Genomic DNA, 19,531 nt, shown 5'->3' with positions numbered 1-19,531 from the left:
GCCTCGTGTCCTGGTCCGTCGTGCGTGCGCGAGAGGCGCTCTCAGCCGATGTCCACCGTGCCGCCCTTGATGCGATTGAGGCCCTCGGCGCATGTCTCGACGTAGGTGCCCTTGAGGAAGATTCGCCCGTCCAGCATCAGTCGCAGGCTGGCCTTCCCCACGCGCAGCGTGACGCCGTCCGCATGCTCAAGAACTTCCAGGAGGGTGCCGTCACCGCCACGGAGGGGATGGGGCACACCCTCCTGTCGTGCGTCCTGCGCAAGGCCGATGATGATGGGGCGGCGGACGTCACCGTCCTGGAAGCGAAGCTGCACCGTCTGGCGGGACGCGACCGCCGCCTCCAGCGTCGCCCCTGGTAAGGGAACTGTGGTGAGGGCGACCCGAGGGCCCGTTGGATTCCCCTCGAAGTCCACCAGGGGCCTGCCCTCCCCATCGGTTCCCGCAATGAAGCCCTCGCGACTGTCCCACTGTCGCGCTGAATCGCGTGGCGGCTCATGGGCCTTCGTCATGCTGTCCCCCCTTGGCCGGCAACCTGTCGGCCCGTGGTGTCGTACTGCGAATGGATATGCTCTCGCGTTGCGCCCCGTGTAGAGGGGGCCCAACTCCAGTGCTGACGATGTTCGTTCAGATCAGCAGGTTCAAACCCAGCTCGTCAACTCTCTCCACGGAAGGCCCCACCGCAGATGCTGGAGCGATGGTGTATGGTATTGAAGGGTGGTTGGTGCACGCTCAACCTGCGAGGTCGGCAGGGCAGGAATTCGGAACCGCTCCGTTGGAGCAAATTCTTTGCATCGAGGCATGGACACACAGTGGCGAAATCCGCCTTGTTCGACTTCCTCGAGGTGTTCTGCAACCGCCAGCGGCGCACTCCTCCCTCGGCTATCTCAGCCCGGCTGAGTCCGAGCAGGCTGCCTCTCGGGTGCCATTGGCTGCTTAACCAAGCTCATGTGGCGCGACTCGAATGGACTGGCAGCTTCCACCGATGCGCCGCGTTGATGTCGCCCTTGTGGTGAGAGGCCGCGGCCTTGTCCTCGACGAGCCAGGAGTAGCGGGTCATTCGCGTTCATGCTCAGGGACAGTGCGCGCCGCTGTCTTTTCCATTCCTTGGAGCCGCCTTCACAGGCCAAAGGAGCCTCAGGCGCCCGCGGCGGCGACCTCGGCCCAGAGGCTGTCGCCCTCCAGCACCTGGTTCAGGGGCGCTCGCCGCTCGGAGACACGCAGCAGCACGGCGGCGAGCTGGTCCAGGTGGATGGGGCGCATGCTGCGCAGCGGCGGCAGGCGCGTGAGGGCGCGCAGCACCGGGCTGACGTGGTGGTACTCACCCTCGAAGGCGGGCGGGCGCACGATGGTCCACGGGATGCCGCTGTCGCGCACCAGCCGCTCTGCCTCCGCCTTGGCCTTGAGGTACGCGCCCACCGGACGGCCCGCGCCCACCGAGCTGAGCAGCACCAGGTGGTCCACGCCCGCGCGCTTCGCCGCCTCCACGAGCTGCCGCGTGGTGCCGATGTCGCTCGTCTCGTAGGTGTCGCCCGTGGCGAAGCGCTTGCGCATGGTGCCGATGAGCTGGAGCACCGTGGTGGCGCCGCGCAGCTGCTCCACCAGGGCCTCCGTGTCGGACAGCTCCACCACGGCCTTGTGGGGCCACGTGCGGGCCAGCTCGCTGCCGGCGCTCTTGGGCCGCAGGTGCGCGGTTGCGGGCACGCCGCGCGCAATCGCCTGGCGAATCACGTTGCGGCCGGTCGCCCCCGTGGCGCCGGCAACGAAGAGGTGACGGGGAGACATGTTCATGACGGGCTCCGGCAGGCGAAGGAGGCGAGGTACCGTGAAGTCGTGCCCGGTGACGTGACGCGGGCCGGCGACTCTTCACCACACCGCGTCGCGCCCGCCCAGCACCGAGTGGCCCGCCGTGTTGAAAGCGGCACGCGCTCCGGGCACCGCGCCGGGTGTTGATTACCCATCGATACCCGGCCACCCACCGGGTTGAGACGCTGTCATCCAGACGATACATTGCCTCGGCTTGGAAAATCCCGAACCCCTTGTATTCCAGCAGAGCTTCCAGGGACTGCTTCGTGCCCTGGGTGACCACTTGGATGACGCCTGTGCGGGCCGGCTGCGCGAGGTGGGCCTCGACGCACGGGGCTCGCTCGACCTGGCCTATCCCCTGGAGGTCTGGGTCGGCGCGCTGAAGGTCGCGGCGGCCACGCTGGCGCCAGATTCACCGCTGGACGAGGCCGCCGCGGTGGTGGGCCGGCGCTTCGTGGAGGGCTTCAGCTCCACGCTCATCGGCAGCGCGCTCCTGGGCACCGTCCGGTTGCTGGGCCCGCAGCGGATGCTGGCGCGCATGACGCGGAACCTGCGCACGGGCACCAACTATCTGGAAACGCACATGGAGCAGCTGGGCCCCACGCGCTATGCGCTGACCTGTCGCCCCGTGGTGGTGGCCGGCTTCTATGTGGGCCTCTTCCTGGCGGGGCTGGAGGCCAGCGGGGCGCGGCAGCCCTCGGTCCAGATTGTCCGGAGGGAGGGCGAGGAGGCGGTGTACGACATCGCTTGGAGCTGATCATCAGGAGGGTGGGCATGGTAGTGACGGCCTGATATGTCCACGCCTTCGCCGAACCCCTCTTCGTCCACGAGCTTCTCGGACACCCAGACCCAGCTGTCCGCCACGCTTCGCGCCCTCTCCGCGCGGCTGCCCGAAACCCTGACGGTGCGTGAGCTGATGCAGGCGTGTGGCGAGCAGGGCCTGCTGCTCTTCTGCTGCATCCTGACCTTCCCGTTCCTGCTGCCCGTGTCGATTCCGGGCGTGTCCACGGTGTTCGGCCTCCTCATCGTCCTCATCGGCGTGGGCGTGCTGTTCAACCGGACGCCCTGGCTGCCCCGCAAGCTGCTGGACAGGCCCCTGCAGCGCACCAACCTGGCGCCGGCGCTGGACAAGGGGGCGGACGTCTTCACGAAGTACGTGGACCGGCTCAGCAAGCCGCGGCTGCTGGCCCTCACCCACGGGAGCAGCACCAACCGTTTCAACGGCTTCATGCTTTTCTTCGCGGGCGTGCTGTTGATGATGCCTTTCGGGCTGATTCCTTTCAGCAACACGCTGCCCGCGCTCGCGGCGCTCTTCTTCGCCATCGGCATCCTGCAGCGCGATGGCTACTGCATCCTCCTGGGCCATGGCATGACGGTGGGGACGCTGACCTACTTCACCGTGCTCATCTATGGCGCGGTGCAGGGGGGCCGCAGCCTGGCCAGCATCTTCATGGGCGGCTGAGCCCGTGCCTGGGTAATGACTGACCTGCCGCCCAGGCTGGCCTTATCCGCCCGGTGAGCCGGGCGGTACGGTGCGTCTGGAATCAGCCCTATCGTCCCCGGAGGTTCTCGTTATCATCCGTCCGGGCGGCCCCCCCTCTGATGCGGCAATCCCCTCTCGAAACCCGGCCCCGGCCGGAGGATGCGGCGCGTCGCCACGCGGAGGGCGAGGTCGTGGGCGGGCGTTACCGCATCCTCGACTTCCTCGGTCGGGGCGGTGCGGGCACCGTCTGGCGCGCGCAGGACCTGCTTGCGGGGCCCGTCGCGGTGAAGCGGCTGCACCAGACGCTGGAGGACCTGGCGCGCCTGCCCGAGGGCGAGAACACGCCGTCCTCCATGGCCCGCCATGAGCTGGCGTTGTCCCTGGCGCACGAATTCCAGACGCTCGCCTCCCTGCGCCATCCCCACGTCATCAGCGTGCTGGACTACGGCTTCGACGCGGACCGCCGGCCCTACCTGGCCATGGACCTGCTGGAGGACGCGCAGCACCTGGTGAAGGCGGGCACGGGGCAGCCGCTGCGCGTGCAGGTGGGGCTGCTGGTGCAGACGCTGCTGGCGCTGGCGTACCTGCACCGGCGCGGCATCATCCACCGCGACCTCAAGCCCGCGAACGTGCTGGTCACCAACGGCCAGGTGAAGGTGCTGGACTTCGGGCTGGCGGTGGGGCGCGAGCACGTGCACCGCGCGCAGCCGGGTGGCACGCCGGGCTACCTCGCGCCGGAGCTGTTCGAGGACCAGCCGCCCTCGGAGGTGACGGACCTCTTCAGCGTGGGGGCCATGGCCAGCCAGATGATGTTCGGCCGGCTGCCACACGCCGGGCAGGTGCCCGCGCCGCCGGACTTCCCGCCCGCGCTCAAGGTGGTGCTGGAGCGGCTGGTGTCGCCAGACCCGAAGCAGCGGCCTCGCTGCGCGGACGAGGTGATTGCCGAGCTCTGCGCCGCCACGGGCGAGCCGGTGCCGCCCGAGTCCGCCGCCATGCGCGAGAGCTTCCTCCAGGCCGCGCGCTACGTGGGCCGGGTAGAGGAACTGGCGCGGCTGTCCACCGTACTGGAGGCGGCCATGGTGGGCCGCGGCGGCGCGTGGCTGGTGGGCGGCGAGAGCGGCGTGGGCAAGTCGCGGCTCCTGGAGGAGCTGCGCGCGCTGGCGCTGGTGAAGGGCGCGGTGGTGCTGCGAGGCCAGGGCGTGGCGGCCGGTGGCAACCCCTACCAGGAATGGCGTCCGGTGCTGCGCTGGCTGTCCATCCTCACGCCGCTGAGCGAGCGCGAGGCCAGCATCCTCAAGCCGCTGGTGCCGGACATCGAGGCGCTGCTGGGGCACCCCGTACCCGACCCGGCCGAGGTGGGCGCGGACATGGTGCAGGCGCGCCTGCTCCAGGTGGTGGAGGACGTCTTCGCGCGGCTGCCGCAGCCGGTGGTGGTGGTGCTGGAGGACCTGCACTGGGCGGGGGGCGAGTCGCTGCATCTGCTCTCCCGGCTCGCGGCGCGGGCGCCCGGGCTGCGGCTGCTGCTGCTGGGTAGCTTCCGGGATGACGAGGCGCCCGCGTTGCCCTCGGCGCTGGCGGGCCTGTCGCTGCTGCGGCTGCCCCGGCTGGATGCGCGGGAGGTCTCCATCCTCAGCGAGTCCATGATGGGCGCGGCGGGGGCCCGGCCGCACCTGGTGGAGCTGCTGCTGCGCGAGACGGAGGGCAACCCCTTCTTCCTGGTGGAGGTGGTGCGCGCGCTGGCGGAGGAGGCCGGCGGGCTGGACCGCCTGGGCGACATGGCGCTGCCCGAGCGCGTCTTCGCGGGCGGCGTGCGCAGGCTGGTGCAGCGGCGCCTGGAGAAGGTACCCGTGGCGTCGCGGGAGCTGCTCCGGGTGGCGGCCATCGTCGGGCGGCAGGTGGATGTGCCGCTGCTGCGGCACGCCGCGCCCGAGATGGACGTGGAGCGCTGGCTGACGGACTGCGCGGCGGCGGCCGTGCTGGATGTGGCGGATGACCGCTGGCGCTTCGCGCACGACAAACTGCGCGAGGGCGTGCTGGACGAGCTGCCCCCGGAGGCGAGGCGCGCGTTGCACCGGCGGGTCGCGCTGGCGATGGAGGCCGCCTACGGGCAGCGCCCGGAGTGGGCGGCGGCGCTCTGCTATCACTGGGGCCAGGCCGGAGACGCGCTTCGCGAGGCGCGGCAGGCGCAGCGCGCGGGCGAGGAGGCCCTGCGCGTGGGCGCCTGTCAGGAGGCCCTGTCCTTTCTCACGCGGGCGCTGGAGCGGGTGTCCGGTGGCGCGAGCGGCGACGCGCTGTGGCTGGGGAACCTGGAGGCGCTGCTGGCGGAGACGCGCTTCCAACTCGGGGAGCTGCAGGCGTTCCGCACGCATGCGGAGCGCGCGCTGCGGCACTTCGGCTGGCCGGTGCCTTCCACGCGCGTGGGCTGGGCGCTGGGGACGGTGGGGCAGGGCGTGTTGCGGCTGGCGCAGAGCTCCCGGCCGGAGGACTACGACGAGGAGACGGAGGAGCGGCGGCGCGTGCGGCGCGTGGCGGGCCGGCTGCTGATGCGGCTGCTCGACGCGTTCATCTACGCGCACCAGGCGCTCCCGGTGCTCTGGGCCGGGCTGCGCGCGCTGAACCTGTGCGAGCCGGCGGGGGCCTCGCCGGAGCTGGCGCGGAGCTACACGAGCATGGCGGTGGTGGCGGGGACGCTGCCCATCCGGGCGGTGGCGGAGACGTGGGCACGCCGCGCGCTCGACGTCGCCGAGCGCGTGGGCAGTCCGGCGGACCTGGCCTTCGTGTTGTGCCGCAACGCCGTGTACGGCGCGTACATGGCGCGGTGGGCGGAGACGGAGGCGTGGCTGGAGCGGGCCATTGCCATCGTCGACTCGGTGGGCGACCTGCGGTTGGCGGAGGAGTGCCGCGCGCTGCTGACGGTGGTGTCGTGCTACCAGGGGAAGTTCGCGCGAGGGCTGCCGCTGATGGCGTGGCTGGAGTGCTCGGCGCGGCGGCGCGGGGCGCTCCAGACGCAGCACTGGGCCTTGCACTACCAGGCGCACATCCACCTGCGGTTGGGTGAGCTCACGAAGGCGCGGGCCGCGCTGGAGGAGACGCTGGCGTGGACCGCGGCGCAGGGCGGGCAGACGGACCGCATCATCGCGGAGGGAACGCTGGCGCTGCTGCGGCTGCGCGAGGGTGATGCGGAAGGCGCCCGGACGGCGGCGGAGCAGGCCCTGGCGAAGATGGCGTCCGGCAAGCCGGTGGCGCACTTCCTGTACTTCGGCGTCATGTCGGTGGCGGAGGTGCTCCTGTCGCTGTGGGAGCGGGGCGCCGCGGACGCGTCGCTGGTGGCGAGCGCGAAGGCCGCTCGCCGGCAGGCGGACGTCTTCGCGAAGGTGTTTCCCTTCGGTGAGGCCGGGGCTCGGCTGTGGCGCGGGAGCGAGGCGTGGCTGGAAGGGGACGCCTCGCGGGCGTTCGAGGCTTGGCGCCGATGTGTCGCCGTGGCGTCGAGGAAGGGGCAGGCCTTCGAGGAGGCCCATGCGCGCCTGGCGCTGGCGCGGCACCTGCCTTCGGAGGACCCGGCACGGCGGGGCCATCAGCAGCGCGCGGTGGAGCTGTTTACCCGGCTGGGCATGCGTGTTGAGCTGGCCCGGGCGGAGGTCATCACGAGCCGATGAACGGGGTACGCGCGGGAGACGTGGCGTTGCTGGCGTGTCCGGCCTGTGGTGGGACGCTGGTGTTCCACGGGCTCGAGGCGCGCGGCTGCATTCGCGATGGGTGGCTGCGCTGCGGCGGGTGTGGGGAGGCGTGGCGCGTGGAGCGCGGCATGGCCCGGCTGTACCGTGAGGACGCGGTGCGCGGCACGGACCGGCTGATGCGCGTCATCTATGACGGGCTGCCGGTGCTGCATGACCCGCTGACGACGCTGCTGACGCCGCTGTTCCAATCCGTGACGGAAGCGCGGATGCGCGCGGGGTACATGCGGCGGCTGGAGCTCGGCTCGCTGGCGCCGCGCGAGGATGGGAGGCCGCTGCGGGTGCTGGAGGTGGGCGTGGGCTCGGGGGCGAATCTGCCGCTGCTGCGCGACGGTCTTCCGCCAGGGCTCGATGTGGAGGTGTGGGGCGTGGACTTGAGCGAGGGCATGCTCAAGCACTGCCGACGGCGGCTGCGCTCCGGGGGCTACTCGGGGGTGCGGCTGATGATGGCGGACGCGCACGCGCTGCCGTTCCCGGACGCGACGTTCGACCGGGTGTTCCACGTGGGAGGCATTGGCGGCTATCGGGAGCCGGCGCGGGCGCTGGCGGAGATGGCGCGCGTGGCGAAGCCCAGGACGCCGCTGGTGGTGGTGGACGAGCAGATGGACCCGAACTTCCGGCCCACGCTATTCCAGCGTGCCGCGTTCCGAGCCATCACGTTCTACTCGTGGAACCCGCACTGCCCTCGCGAGCTGCTGCCCGCTGGCGCGGTCGATGTCATCGAGGAACAGGTGTCGCCGTTCTATTACTGCCTGTCATTCCGGATGCTGGAGGCGCAAGCACGGGACTGACAGTCCGTGGCCGGGGCGTAGGGAGGCGGACCTTACGGATTCAGCACCAGGTCCAACAGCCGCAGCGTCATGCCGCCTGTGAAGTCGATGGTGGCGCCGTTGAACCAACCCGCTTCCTCACCCGCGAGCACGGTGACGAAGCGCGCGACTTCCTCCACCGTGCCCATCCGCCCCGCGGGATTCATCTTCGCGTGGGCCTGCTCCAGCCGGGCCAGCGCCTCCGGCGAGTACACGTGCTTCAGCGCCGGTGTCATCACCGTGCCGAACTTGAGCAGGTTGACCCGGTGCCCAAGCGGGCCCAGCTCCATCGCCAGGTAGCGCACGTACATCTCCAGCGCCGCCTTCGACGCGCTGATGAGCCCCGTGTTCCCCAGGTGCGTCTCATCCAGCGGGTTCTGAAGCCCCAGCAGGCGGGCCTCGGGCGCCAGCAGGTCCGCGTCCGCCAGGGCCTGGGCCCAGTACACGAATGAGTGCGCCATCGTGTCGAAGGTGCGGCGGATGCGCCGCGCGTGCAGCCGGTCCTCGCCTTTCGACAGGAAGCGCCCCACCGACGCCCCCGCAATCGAATGCACGAAGAGCTTCACGCTCCGGGCTCCGGCGACCTCCCGCAGTGCCGCTACGCCCGCCTCCGCCGCTTCCGGCGAAGAGGCATCCGCCTGCCACATCACCGCGCGGCCTCCGGCGTCCCGCACCCGTTGCTCCACCTGCATGGCGCTGTCCGCGTACCGACCCCGGTGCACGCCAAAGACATTCAGCCCGGGCTTGTGCGTCACCGCCTCCGCGATGGCCGCGCCTGTCCCTGAAGAAGCTCCCAGGATGAGCGCCCACTGTCGCGACGGGGTGCCGCTCCCCTCGACTTCTCTCATCGCCCCGCCTTCCTCGTGCCGTCGTTGTCCACGCCGCGGGCCCGGTCGAGCAGCCCCTGGACCGCGCTCGCCACTTCCTGGTGCACCGCGCGCATCGCATCCCGGTCGCTTGCGTCGAAGCCCGGCGCCAGGTGCCGCGTCAGTGGCTCGCCCACCCACTGCGTCATCTTCACGGGCAAGGGCAAGGACAGCGGCCACACGCCCGTCGCGCCCACGCCCAGCCACAGCGGCAGCCGCGCGGGCATGCCCACCCGCCGTCCCAGCGCATAGCCATCGTTGAGCCCGATGTACGCGTCATCCATCCCACTGCCGCCCACGGGAACGATGGGCAGGCGGTAGCGCACCGCCAAGCGCAGGTAACCCATGCGCTCGCCCCAGTCGACGCGGTAGCGGTGACGGAAGTCGCGGCAGCCCTCGCGCGTGCCGCCCGGTTGCAGCAGGACATGCTCACCCCGCGCCACCGCCTCCGCCAGGCGTGGGTCATCCCCCGTGACGAAGCCGAGCCCGTCCGCCACCGTGCGCATGCCCGGAATCGAATCGAACGCGCCATGCGCCACGCCGTGCGGCAGATAGCCGAGGCGCTCGTACAGCGTCACCGTCAGCATGCACAGGTCCACGGCCAGGGGACGCCCGTGGTAGCCGACGATGAGCTTCGCGCCGGGCCGCAGCAGCGGCTCCAGGTTCACCACCTCGTAGCGGTGATATCGGCGGAGGAGCCGGAACGTCGCCAGCCACACCTTCAGGGGCCATCCACCCGCCCGTGTCATTCGCCCACCCGGTACAGCACCGCGCCGTGGGCCACGCCCGCCCCCACGCCCACCAGGAGGATGTGATGCCCTGGCTTCACCGGCCGCGTGCGCAGCAGCCGGTCCAGGCTGGTGCCCAGCGATGCCGACCCCACGCTGCCTACCGTGTCCACCACGCGCACGCTCCGCTCCGGCGCTACGTCCAGCGCCTGGAGGATGGCCTCCAGCATGCGCCCGTTCGGCTGGTGCGTGAGCACCCATTCCACCTCGTGCATCGCCACGCCCGCCGCGTCCAGCGCCGAGCGCGCCGCGCCCACCAGCGCGTCCAGTGCCACGCGCGTCATCGCCTGACTCGGCGTCAGGAAGTGCATCCGCTCCAGCTTGCCGGTGGCGAAGGGATTCTCCAGGACGACGTCCGTGGGCAGCGTGCCGTTGTTGCCCAGCGCCACGCCCAGCACGCCTTCACCCGGGCGCCCCGTGCCCAGCACCGCCGCCGCCGCCGCGTCCCCGAGCACGAGGTACGGCCGAGGCTCCTCGGGTGTGGTGGTCCGCGACAGCAGCTCCACGGACACGATGCCCACGGGGCCCAGCCCCGTCGCCACCGAGCGCGCCGCCAGGTCGAACGCGCTCAGGAAGCCCATGCAGGCGTTGCTCAGGTCCATGGCATCGCAGCTCCCCGCGAGCCCCAGCGCCGCGGCCACCCGGTTGGCGGTGGCGGGCGTGGTGACGTCACCACCCATGGACGTGACGCAGAGGATGCGGCGCAGGGCCGACGCCTCCAGTCCCGCCGCTTCCAGCGCGCCGCGCAGGGCCTGCGCCGCCACGTCCGCCGCCTTCGTCCCCGGCGGCGCGAAGTGGCGCGTGTGGATGCCCGTCTTCCGCTCCACCTCCGCCGCATCCCGCCCCACGCGTGCGCACAGCTCCGCGGTCGTCACGGCGGGCCCGGGAAGGACGCTGGCGGTGCCCAGGATGCGAACGGAAATCATGCGGCTTGCTGTCCTCCATGACGCGGGTGGACACGGGCGCTCCGGGCCTTCACCTGGAGCCAGTGCTGCTTCATCTCCTCCAGCCGCTTCGCGAGCGGCACATCCTTCGCGGCCCGCCCCAGGATGTCTCGGGCCCGGGTGAACTCCATGGCCGTCGACAGCGGCGCCTCCGCGGAGTGGAGGTCATAGCGGACGTCCGCGAGCAGGCTCTCCACATCACCACTGCGATGCAATAGCAGCACGCCGCTGGCCGCGAGGTCCAGGGCTCGCGCCACCGGGTTGAGGCCCGACAGGAATCGGCCGAGCCCCGTCGTGGGCGCGGGAGGCGTGCTCCGGGCCCCGAACGGGAAGATGTGGCTGGAGAAGATGATGTCCGCGCCCGCGTCGAGCAGCACGTGGGCGGGCACCATGCTGGTGAAGGCGCCGTCCACGTACCGCGCGGGGGGCACCACCGTGGGGCCCCAGATGCCGGGGGCCGAGCCACTCGCACGCACGCCCAGGGCCACCGGCCCCTGGCCTAGCGCCACGCAGTCGCCGCTCGTCAGGTCCGTCGTCACCGGCAGGAAGCGGGTGGACAGCTCCTCCAGGCAGATGGGGCCCAGGTCGCGCTCCACGAAGCGCTCCAGCGAGTACGACGTCAGGATGGCGGCCGCGGCGGCCAGGGAGAGCTGGCGGCTCACGGCCCGCGCCTCCAGTTGATGCAGGCCCTCCAGTCCGCTCCGCCCGTCCAGCGCGCTCCCGCAGAAGTAGGCCCCGACCAGCGCGCCCATGCTGGAGCCACTGACGATGTCGATGGGCACGCCCTGGCCCACCAGCCAGCGGAGGATGTGGACGTGGTAGAAGCCCCACACGCCTCCGCCGCTGAGCGCCAGGCCCACGCGCCGATGCGTGATGGCGCGGGCCCAGCGCGCCAGCGCCTCCTGCTCGGCGTTGCTCAGCCCCAGGGCCTCCAGCGGCCGGTCATCGACGGACATCCGCGCCAGCCGCTCCAGCCTCAGCCGCAAGGGGCAGGGGGGATGTCGTTGGGGAAGTGGCTCACCGTGCTGTGGCTGGCCGCTCAGCTCGGATGCGCGCGGCGGCTGCCGCGGGTCCACCACCACGGTGGGTAGCACGCGCGGGCCCGCGGCCGGCTGTGCGGAGGATGCCCCCACCAGCCGCACCGTCTTGTCCAGCATCGTCACGTCCGTGACGCCGCAGCCGTCGAGGAAGACGTAGTGGAGGCCGTGCTCACCCGTGACCCGCTGGAGCAACGCCGGCGTCAGCCGGCCGGGCGCTCCGGGCAGCGTGGCGCGCAGGACGCCATCCGCGCCGCGCGTGACAGTCAGGTCCTTCCCACGCTCCTCGCTCCGGGAGGCGCTGCGCAGCAGCAGGACGCGGTCGCCGAAGTCGCGGTGGATGGTCTTCGCCACCAACTCGATGAGCGTGGGCAGGGGCGTGCCGCGCACCTCGCTCTCGAAGGCGACCACCTCGGCCCGAGTCTGGGGCTGCTCCGATGGCGCGGCGGGCGCGTGAGGCAGGTTCGCCACATCCTCCATGGGGAAGAAGAGCCCCGCCGAGTCCACCGCCGCGCGGACGGTGACGGAGTGCTTCCGGCTCGACAGCGCCTCCAGGCCCAGCGGGACGCCGTGCTGGAGCATCATCAGCGGCTCGCCACCCCGCGAGACTTCCAGCTCACCCTCCAGGAGTACGAAGAACCCCTCAGTGGGTTCACCCTCTCGATACAGCACCGCGCCGCGAGGCCATGCGACCTCCCGGCTCTTGCCCAGCAGCTTCAGCAGCGCGGTGTTGCCATGGTGCCGAAGCCCAGGCGCGCGCTTGAGCGCAGACAGCCGCCGCTGTCGTGAGTCATCGAGTGACGTGGCGTGTGACATGGCACTCGCAGGATAACGAAGCCACTCCCACGAGGCATGCGGGTCTCCAGGGCCCCTCCGGTGTTCCCGGATTGCGTCAGGAGTTCACGCGGATTGTGGCTCCGCCGGCGGTGGAGCGTGGGGGCCACCGTGCCCGCGGATGCGAGCCCTCAGGCCCTCCAGCACCACGTACAGCACGGGAATGAAGATGAGGTTCACGAACGTGGACAGCAGCATGCCGCCGAACACGGTGGTTCCCAGGGACTTGCGCGCGGAGGCGCCCGCGCCGGTGGCCAGCACCAGCGGCACCACACCCATGAGGAAGGCGAAGGACGTCATCAGGATGGGGCGCAGGCGCGTCTGCGCCGCGTGGATGGCGGAGTCCGCCACGCTCCGGCCCTCGTGGCGGAGCTGCTCGGCGAACTCGACGATGAGGATGGCGTTCTTGCTCGCGAGGCCCACCAGCATGACGAGCCCGACCTGGCAGAAGACGTCGTTCTGGAGACCGCGCAGGTTCTGGAAGGCCAGTGCGCCCAGCATGGCCACCGGCACGCCCAGGAGGATGACGAAGGGCAGGGCGAAGCTCTCGTACTGCGCGGACAGCACCAGGAAGACGAAGACGATGCCCAGCCCGAAGATGAGCAGCACGCTGCGGCCGGCTTCCTTCTGCTCCTGCGACAGGCCTGTCCACTCGAAGGTGTAGCCCGCGGGCAAGGACTGGCGCGCCACGGCCTCCATCGCGTCCAGGGCCTGCCCGGAGCTGGAGCCCGGAGCGGCCTGCCCGTTGATGGTCGCCGAGCGGTACAGGTTGTAGTGCTGGATGTTCTGCGCGCTCGTGATGGGGCGCACGTTCACCAGCGACTCCAGCGGCACCATCTCCCCCCGCGCGGAGCGGACGTAGAGCGCGTCGATGTCACGCGGCTCGTTGCGGAAGGGGACGGCGGCCTGCACGTACACGCGATACACGCGGCTGGCGAAGGTGAAGTCATTCACGTACTGGCTGCCCAGATAGACCTGCAGCGTGGAGAAGACGCCGTCCATCGGGACGCCCATGGCCAGGGCCTTCTCCCGGTCCACCTGGATGTCCAGCAGGGGCGTGTTCGCGGTGAAGGAGGAGAAGACGCCGCGCAGACCCGGGTCCTGGCCGGCCCGGCCCACCAGCATGTCCGTCGTCTGGGCCAGTTGCTCGAGCGACCGGCCCCCCTGCTGGTCCTCCAGCACGAACTCGAAGCCGCCCACGCTGCCCACGCCGCGGATGGCGGGCGGCTCGAAGGGCAGCACGCGCGCGCCGCCAATGGCCATCAGCGGGCGCCGCAGCCGCTCCACCAATCCCGCCACGCTCTGCTCCGGCTTCTCGCGCTCGTCCCAGGGGTGCAGGTTGACGAAGAGGGTGCCGTAGTTGACGCCCGTGCCCAGCAGCGAGAAGCCGCCCACGGTGAAGATGTCCGCCACCTCCGGCTGCTTCCGCACGACCTCTTCCGTCTGGAGCAGCACCTGCCGCGTGTAGTCCAGCGACGTGCCCTCCGGCCCCTGGATGGCGACGATGAGGTAGCCCTGGTCCTCGCCCGGGATGAAGCCCGTGGGCGTGAGGCGGTACACCAGGATGGTGCCCGCCAGGCACAGGACGAAGGCAATCACCACCGGCCACCGCAGCGGGCCGACGAGCCTCGCCAGCAGCCGGCCGTAGCCGTCGCGGAACCGGTCGAGCGCCCGGTCGAAGAGGCGGAAGACCTTCCACTTCTGGCCTTCGTGGGGCCGCAGCAGGATGGCGCACAGCGCGGGAGACAGCGTGAGCGCCACCAGCGCGGAGAGGCTGATGGAGAACGCGAGGGTGAGCGCGAACTGCCGGTAGATGATGCCCGTCGTGCCGGGGAAGAAGGACACGGGCACGAACACCGCGGACAGCACCAGGGCGATGGCCACCAGCGCGCCCGCCACCTGCTTCATGCCCCGGTGGGTGGCCTCGCGAGGGCCCACGTTCTCCTGCTCCATGGTGCGCTCGACGTTCTCGATGACGATGATGGCGTCGTCCACCACCAGGCCCGTGGCCAGCGTGAGGCCGAAGAGCGTCAGCGTGTTGATGGAGAAGCCGAACGCGTTGACGAAGAGGAAGGTGCCCACCAGCGACACGGGCAGCGTCGTGGCCACCACCAGCACGCTGCGCCAGCCGTGCAGGAAGACGAAGATGACCAGCACCACCAGGAGGATGGCCTCGCCCAGCGTGGTCAGCACCTCCTCGATGGAGGCCTGCACCGCCGCGGTGGTGTCGAAGGCGCGCTGGTAGCGCATGCCCGGCGGGAAGCTCTTCTCCAGCCGCTCCAGCTCGGCGACGACGCCGTCGCGCACCTCCAGCGCGTTGGAGCCGGGGAGCTGGAAGATGCCCAGGCCCACGGCCTCGCGGCCGTTGAAGCGCAAGAGCTGCCCGTAGTTCTCCGCGCCCAGCTCCGCGCGGCCCACGTCCTTCAGCCGCACCAGCGAGCCATCCGGCCCCTGCTGCACGACGATGTTGTTGAACTCCTCGGCGGTGGTGAGCTGCCCCAGCACGCGCAGCGTGAACTGGTACGTCTGGCCCGGGGGCGCGGGGGGCTGGCCCACCTGCCCCGCGCCCACCTGGAGGTTCTGCGCGCGCAGCGCGTTCACCACGTCCGTCGCGGCGAGCCCCCGGCGCGCCAGCTCCGTGGGGTCCAGCCACAGCCGCATGGCGAAGCGCCGCTCGCCGAAGATGCGCACGTCGCCCACGCCGTTCACGCGCAGCAGCGCGTCCCGGATGAAGACGTCCGCGTAGTTGCTGAGGAAGCCCGTCTCGTAGCGGTTCTCCTCGTCGAACAGGCCGAAGGCCATGAGGAGCTGTGTCTGGGCCTTGGTGATGGTGATGCCCAGCGCGTTGACCGCGGCCGGCAGCTGCGCGGACGCGGTGGCCACGCGGTTCTGGACGTCCACCGCGGCGATGTCCAGATCCCTTTCCTGGTCGAACGTGACGGTGATGGTGCTCACGCCCGTGTTGCTGCTGGTGGAGGCGATGTAGCGCATGCCCTCCACGCCGTTGAGCTGCCGCTCCAGCACGGTGGTGACGGCGCTCTCCACCGTCTCCGCGGAGGCGCCGATGTACGTCGCCGTCACCTGCACCACGGGCAGGGACAGGTCCGGGTACTGCTCCACGGGCAGGGTGGGGATGGAGATGGCCCCCACCAGCGTGATGATGATGGACAGCACGCTGGCGAAGACGGGGCGGCGGATGAAGAAGTCCGAGAACATGCCGTCTCCTCACTGCCCCGGCGCGGCGCTGCCGCCCGCGTCGCGGACCTCGGAGCCGGCTTCCTGTCGCGGTGCCGCGGAGCCGCCATCCTGCCCGGGGCCGCTGCCGCCCACGCCCGGGGCCGCTCGCCGCGCGGGGGCCTTGGGCTGGATGGGCTGGCCGTCGCGCAGCAGCTGGATGCCGCTGAGCACGACGGGCGTCCCCGCGTCCAGGCCCTCCGTCACCTCGTAGTCATTGCCGGAGACGAGGCCCAGGCTCACCGGCGCCCGCTGCGCCACCGTGCCGCCGTCCGCCTCCTTCGCCACGAAGACGAAGGTCTGGCTGCTGATGCGCGTCACCGCCGCGGTGGGGACGCGCAGGGCGTCTCGGGTGGCGTAGACGACGCGGGCCCGCACGAGCTGGCCGGCGCGCAGGCCCACGGTGTTCTCGAAGGCGGCCAGTATCTCCACGAGCTGCGTGGTGGCGTTGGGCGTGGGTGCCACGAAGCTGACCGGCGCGGACACGAGCAGGCGTCCCTCCGGGTCCAGGACCTCCACCGGCGTGACGCCCTGTCTGACGGTCCGTGCCCGCTCGACGGGAATCTGCACGGACACCTCCAGCGTGTTGCTCTGGTCCAGCGTGGTGAGGGGCGTCTGCGGCATGACGAAGTCGCCCACCTTCACGGGGTAGTCCCCCACGGTGCCGGAGAAGGGCGCGCTCACCTCGTAGAAGCCAAGCTGGACCTGCTGGGCCTGCACCTGGGCCTCGATGGCGCGCGCGCTGGCCTCGGCTTGCCGCGCCTGCGCCACCGCCTGGTCATAGTCCTGCCGGCTCTGGAGGCCTTCCTTCAGGAGTTGCTCGCTGCGCTTGCGGGTCTGCCGCGCGAACTCCCGCTGCGCCACGGCCGCGGCCCGCTGCGCCTGGGTGGCCCGCAGGCCCGCGCTCTCGCGGCGCGGGTCCACCACCAGCAGCACCTCGCCCTGCGATACGCGCGCGCCCGGCTCGAGGGGAATCGCCTTCACGTAGCCGGCCACCTGGGGGTAGACGGTGATGCTGCTGCGGGAGATGAGCGTGCCCAGGTACTCGTTGGCCTCGCGCACCTCGCCCGGGACGAGGCGCTCCACCTCGACGGGCATGGCCTGGTTCGCGGCCTGCTGCCCGCCCTGCGGACCCGGGTCGTCCTGGGAGCGACAGCCCACGAGGAGCAGTCCGGCGAGCCACAGGCGCCACGTGCTCACCAGTCGCATGCCGCCTCCACGAGCAAGGCGGCGACGCGCGCCTGCTCCAGCTCGAACTGGCGCACCACCAGCAGCAGCTCCGCCTGCCGCAGGTCCGCCGCCGTCTGGATGAGCTCCAGGCTCGTTCCGGTGCCCACCTCGAAGCTTCGCCGCGTGAGCCGGTCGTTCTCCTCGGCCAGGGCGCGCCCCCGCTCGGCGATGCGCACCGCCGCGTCCGCCACCTCCACGGCCCGCCGGGCCTGCACCACCTCCACGGTGGCCGTGCGCTCGAGCTCCAGCAGGCCCTGCTCGGCTATCTCCACGCCCGCCCGCGTCTGTCTCAGCTGGCCTTCGCGCACGCCGCCGTCCCAGAAGGGCAGCACCAGGCTGGCGCCGATGTTCCACACCGGCACCGTCACGAAGTCGTCCTCCACGGTGAGGGCCAGCGTGGTGCTGGTGAGCGCGAGCGTCGGGGCATAGGCCGCCTTCACCAGCGACACCTGCCGCTCGGCCAGCGTGCGCCGCGAGCGCGCCGCCGCGAGGTCGGCGCGCCGGTCGAGCGACTCCAGCCGCTGGCAGTCCCGCTGGGCCTCCTGGAGCAGCGCCTCCAGTTGAACGCCTTTCGCCAGGCCCACGCCCTGGGGGATGCCCAGCACCAGCCCCAGCGTCTCCCGGGCGCGGCGCAGCGTCTCGTCGCCCTGGACGACGAGGTTGCGCGCCACCTCCGTGTCCTGCTGCACGCGCACCACGTCCAGTCGTGTGCCGGCGCCCAGCTCGAAGCGGCGCTCGGTGAGGGCCAGCCGCTCCAGGGCGGTGCGGAGGTTGACGCGGTTGACCTCGGCCGTGCGCTCCTGCGCGGAGACGAGCACCAGCGACTGCGCCAGGGCGCTGGTGAGCTGCCTCCGCGTCTCCGCCAGCGACAGGGTGGCCGTGCGCCGGGCCTCGCGCGCGGTGCCCAGCGCGACGATGGACGGGAGGCTGAACAGGGGCAGCGTGGCGTTCAGCACGCCGACGACAGGGGGCCGGGTGAGGGCCGGGGACTGGGCGCCTCCGTCATCGCCAATGCCCCCGCCGATGCCACCTCCCACGCCGCCTCCCACGCCACCACCTCCTCCACCACCGAGGAGCGGCGTCGCATCGGGGTTGAGCACGTTGTATTGGGCGGAGACGGTGCCGGTGACGGTGGGGAGCAGCGCGGCCAGGGCCACGCGCTGGGCGCCCGCCGCGGACTCCACCTGGGCGAGCGCGGTGTACAGGGCGGTGGAGCGCTGGCGCAGCAACATCAGCGCTTCGTCCCAGGTCGCCACCTGCGTGGTTGCGGGAGGGACGGGCGCCAGCAGCGGGTCGGAGACCGGGAACTGGGGCGGCTCGGGTGTCTCCGGCGACAGGGCGGGGGGACGGGTGGTGGGCGGTGCCTTGCCCGCATCGATGCCGGAGCCCGCCTGGGCCAGCAGGAGGCTGGACTGTGAGAGCAAGGCTGCGAGCAGCAGGGCATTCATGGGAGCGCGCGCAGAGGTACGAAGCGCGTCGGCCCCGGGCCACGGCCACCAGGGCGGCCCCGTGTCTGGTGGACAGAAGGCCGTCAAACAGTGATGAGAGACAGACAAGGGAGCCACCGGCTTGCTGTGCGGCAATGCTCTCTATGGCTCTTGGAGTCAGGGCTGCTGTTGGAGTCAAGACAGCTGCTGCCGGAGGCGACGAGCCGCGAGCCGTACGAAGTCTGACTGCGTCGTTGCGGCTGAGCGGCAGTTGCCTGGTGACGCGAGTGCGCCTGACGCACCGCTTGGCGCATCCTCACCTACGACTGGGGCTTCGGCAAAGAGGCCGAGAGGAGCGACCGGAGGCTGGCTGCAACATGAGGGGCCCGTTCGACGAGCTCTTCTGAAACGCCAAACCCTCCCGTGCCAGTTCTCGCATAGCGCTGAGCCATTTCGACCTGCATCTGTGGGGGCTACGCCTCGAAGATGCGCCACACCTCTGCTTCTTCGTCCGGTGGGGATGAGAACCCAAGTTCTGCGGCGTATCGCCGCATGCGCTCCAGCGTTACCAGGGCATATTTCCAGTTCACGAGCGGTCTCACCAGTAGCACTGTCCGCCGCAGCACGGACTCAGCGGCGAGCGGGTGGATGTCCACGGACCACTCATCGTTCGGTTTGTGTTCGACACCAACGGCAGACAACCCGATGTCGAAGCGCGCGAGGCGCTGCTGCAGCGTTGGCGGTTCGACCTTGCGGGGGATTTCAATCACGCGTCCTGCGATTTCGAACGCATCGGCGAACGGTCGGGCACTCAGTTGGCGGGCGCTACGCTCATGCAGGGCGCGGAACAAGAGCTGGCGATCTGTTTCTGAAGGTGCCCACACATCGAGGTCTCGCGGCGCCCTGCCCGATAGCAGCGTCTTGAAGGCGCCACCGGCCAGAAAAAAGCGGGCACCGCTGTCGAGCCCCACGGTCGCTGCGAGTTCGCGGCGAGCAAACGCACTGACGTCGGACTCGATGAGGCCGCAAAGCGGGCTGGGTTGGCTCGCCTGATAGTCGCGGTACTGGATGGCCAAGCCGGCCTCGTCCTTCCAGAAGAACGCCCCTTCGAGATACCAAGGCCAGTCCTTGGGGCCCAATGGCTGTCCGAGGAGTCGTGCCGCTGTCGACGCTACGAGTAGGTCGTGAGTGACAAAGATGTGGATGCCGGGCTTCCCGCCAGCCACCGCGAGCATGTGGTGTACCAGGAATCGTGCTGCCGCCTCAGGTTTCGCCATGCCTGGAAGCGCCTCGTCCTCGGTGGCGAGGTGTCGCATGACGCCTTCATGGCCAACCGCTCCCA

14 protein-coding genes are annotated in these 19,531 nt (G+C 70.9%); 4 read left to right on the top strand and 10 right to left on the bottom strand.

Annotation, left to right across the window (positions count from 1 at the left end):
- Positions 1-41: 41 nt before the first annotated feature.
- Together VZL07_RS13135 and VZL07_RS13130 are read right to left on the bottom strand one after the other, a co-directional pair.
- A complete protein-coding gene (locus VZL07_RS13135; protein WP_426755858.1) occupies positions 42-509 on the bottom strand; it encodes a DUF6484 domain-containing protein in 468 nt (155 codons plus the stop codon).
- A 625-nt stretch (positions 510-1,134) separates the two neighbouring features.
- Positions 1,135-1,788 (bottom strand): SDR family oxidoreductase, encoded by a 654-nt coding sequence (locus VZL07_RS13130; protein ID WP_426755857.1) that lies wholly within the window; start codon positions 1,786-1,788, stop codon positions 1,135-1,137.
- Positions 1,789-2,017: 229 nt separating this feature from the next.
- On the opposite strand from VZL07_RS13130, the gene VZL07_RS13125 reads away from it, so the two are divergent.
- The 4 genes from VZL07_RS13125 to VZL07_RS13110 are packed head-to-tail and all read left to right on the top strand — an operon-like array spanning position 2,018 to position 7,811.
- Complete coding sequence (locus tag VZL07_RS13125; RefSeq protein WP_426755856.1) at positions 2,018-2,560, top strand: TIGR02265 family protein; 543 nt, start codon at positions 2,018-2,020, stop codon at positions 2,558-2,560.
- A 36-nt stretch (positions 2,561-2,596) separates the two neighbouring features.
- Entirely contained in the window at positions 2,597-3,265 is a 669-nt protein-coding gene (locus VZL07_RS13120) for an exopolysaccharide biosynthesis protein (protein WP_426755855.1), read from the top strand.
- Positions 3,266-3,318: 53 nt separating this feature from the next.
- The gene (locus VZL07_RS13115) at positions 3,319-6,942 is read left to right on the top strand and encodes a protein kinase domain-containing protein (RefSeq protein ID WP_426755854.1); all 3,624 of its coding nucleotides are present in this window, start codon (positions 3,319-3,321) and stop codon (positions 6,940-6,942) included.
- A complete protein-coding gene (locus VZL07_RS13110) occupies positions 6,939-7,811 on the top strand; it encodes a methyltransferase domain-containing protein (RefSeq protein ID WP_426755853.1) in 873 nt (290 codons plus the stop codon). Before VZL07_RS13115 ends, VZL07_RS13110 begins: the two co-directional genes overlap by 4 nt.
- 32 nt (positions 7,812-7,843) lie before the next feature.
- On the opposite strand, the gene VZL07_RS13105 is transcribed toward VZL07_RS13110, so the two are convergent.
- The 8 genes from VZL07_RS13105 to VZL07_RS13070 form a co-directional block, all read right to left on the bottom strand.
- Entirely contained in the window at positions 7,844-8,677 is an 834-nt protein-coding gene (locus tag VZL07_RS13105) for an SDR family NAD(P)-dependent oxidoreductase (RefSeq protein WP_426755852.1), read from the bottom strand.
- The gene (locus VZL07_RS13100; RefSeq protein WP_426755851.1) at positions 8,674-9,444 is read right to left on the bottom strand and encodes a lysophospholipid acyltransferase family protein; all 771 of its coding nucleotides are present in this window, start codon (positions 9,442-9,444) and stop codon (positions 8,674-8,676) included. The genes VZL07_RS13105 and VZL07_RS13100 overlap by 4 nt, the downstream gene beginning before the upstream one ends.
- Entirely contained in the window at positions 9,441-10,409 is a 969-nt protein-coding gene (locus tag VZL07_RS13095) for a 3-oxoacyl-ACP synthase III family protein (RefSeq protein WP_426755850.1), read from the bottom strand. Before VZL07_RS13095 ends, VZL07_RS13100 begins: the two co-directional genes overlap by 4 nt.
- On the bottom strand, positions 10,406-12,280 hold the full coding sequence (locus tag VZL07_RS13090) for a patatin-like phospholipase family protein (protein WP_426755849.1): 1,875 nt from the start codon (positions 12,278-12,280) through the stop codon (positions 10,406-10,408). The genes VZL07_RS13095 and VZL07_RS13090 overlap by 4 nt, the downstream gene beginning before the upstream one ends.
- 84 nt (positions 12,281-12,364) lie before the next feature.
- Complete coding sequence (locus VZL07_RS13085; protein ID WP_426755848.1) at positions 12,365-15,514, bottom strand: efflux RND transporter permease subunit; 3,150 nt, start codon at positions 15,512-15,514, stop codon at positions 12,365-12,367.
- 9 nt (positions 15,515-15,523) lie between these two features.
- A complete protein-coding gene (locus tag VZL07_RS13080; protein ID WP_426755847.1) occupies positions 15,524-16,741 on the bottom strand; it encodes an efflux RND transporter periplasmic adaptor subunit in 1,218 nt (405 codons plus the stop codon).
- Positions 16,729-18,210, bottom strand: coding sequence for a TolC family protein (locus VZL07_RS13075; RefSeq protein WP_426755846.1), 1,482 nt, complete (start codon positions 18,208-18,210; stop codon positions 16,729-16,731). The genes VZL07_RS13080 and VZL07_RS13075 overlap by 13 nt, the downstream gene beginning before the upstream one ends.
- Positions 18,211-18,662: 452 nt before the next feature.
- A complete protein-coding gene (locus VZL07_RS13070) occupies positions 18,663-19,505 on the bottom strand; it encodes a hypothetical protein (RefSeq protein WP_426757467.1) in 843 nt (280 codons plus the stop codon).
- Positions 19,506-19,531: the final 26 nt, after the last annotated feature.

Source organism: Pseudomyxococcus flavus, assembly GCF_050038885.1.
Lineage (GTDB): Bacteria > Myxococcota > Myxococcia > Myxococcales > Myxococcaceae > Myxococcus > Myxococcus flavus.
This window is presented reverse-complemented; position numbering and strand designations above follow the sequence as displayed.